This window comes from Wolbachia endosymbiont of Tuta absoluta (assembly GCF_059414725.1).
In genome coordinates this window covers 1-1,537 of record NZ_JBNRJY010000646.1, presented here as the reverse complement: position 1 = coordinate 1,537, position 1,537 = coordinate 1, and the positions used below count along the sequence as shown (strand labels likewise).

Sequence of the window (1,537 nt, the reverse complement as noted above, 5' to 3'; positions counted from 1 at the left end):
AAGACACAAACTTCTCTCCAGCAGGCATAAAACGTGTTTCAAACAACAAAATTCGCGTCGAGTTTGATAGCATTGAGCACAGGGATATAACGCTTCAGAAAATCAATAACCCTGATAACGAAATTACCGCTGAGATCGATCCTTTTTTGAAAATTTGGTGGTTGAGTAATTATGTCATGGTAAATTTGTATGTGGATAACTTTTTCCTTTCTGTTCGTATAATATTTTTGTATTTAGTCAATTTTTCCAGGATCGATCGGCAGACTGCATTTACTAAGGGAAGTGTTTTATCTTTAGCTTTTCTGCTAAATCAAATGCAGACTTAGCAGTGTTAAAACCTTCAATTACCGACTTACCTTCTGATAAAATCTGCTGAGCACTAGAACCATTACTATTAGCTACTTTAGATCCAAAAGATAGATTTCTTGAATTTAATGATGTGCATGTCACAACCAAATCGCCTAAGCATGCTGGTCCAAGTAGTGTATTTATATCTACATTGCCGTCACCAACTTTTGCTGAGTATAAAGCCTTAATTTCACTCATACTTTTCGTAATTAATGCTGCATGAGCATTAAACCCAAACCTACCTAGAACAACCCCACATGCTATAGCAAAAACATTCTTTAACGCTGCACAAACCTGTATTCCTATAACATCGCTACTAAGGTACAATTTAATATTTTCTTGCTGTAGCTCTGATACTAATTTTAAACCTAATACTTCATTTTGACATGCAAGAACCATCGAATATGGTAATTTTCTTGCAACTTCTATAGCAAAGCTAGGACCAGAAAAAACAGCAAGAGGATTATTAGGTAAAACTTCATTGACTACTTCACTAGGTAATTTTAATGTAGATTTTTCTATTCCCTTACAAGCCAAAATTATTGCTACATTTTTTTTTAGGTTACAATCATTCAATTGATGACATATCTCCCTTAGAGACTGAGTGGGAACAGCTAGAATTATTACTGAAGCATTCACTGCATCTTCAATAGCTAATTTTACTGATACATTATCAGAAATTGGACAATCAGGTAGCTTGTCACTTTCTCTTTTCTCTTTAATTGATTCAAATATGGCCTTATTGCGAGTCCACAAAATTACATTTTTCTTACCACTTAATGAAATCGCAATTGCTGTACCCCATGCGCCAGCACCTAAAACTGATATTACCACTCAATATTCCTGAAAGTATTACTTATAATTTAAAACTGTAGAATAAGTAAATTAAAAATATAACATAAAAGTATAAAATAGTTTAAATATCTATTAACCTAAGTATTCTTTTAATAAAAATAGCTTCTATTCAATATTTACTAAAAATAGTATTATTATAGTATATCTATTGTATTTTAGATCTATTTGTATAATTTTGGAACGACACATTAACTATTAATTAATAAGTGTAATTTCTATTATTCATTAATAAAAATTTGATTTGTTACTTTCCTTGGTTATATATATTACTAAAATTATAAATTATTTATGGGGTGTAAAATATGCGTATATTATTAATTGAAGATGATCGATC

General features: G+C 30.8%; 1 pseudogene. It reads right to left on the bottom strand.

Annotation, left to right across the window (positions count from 1 at the left end):
• Positions 1–169: 169 nt before the first annotated feature.
• Positions 170–1,182 (bottom strand): annotated as a pseudogene (locus ACJ5GX_RS07045) (NAD(P)H-dependent glycerol-3-phosphate dehydrogenase).
• Positions 1,183–1,537: the final 355 nt, after the last annotated feature.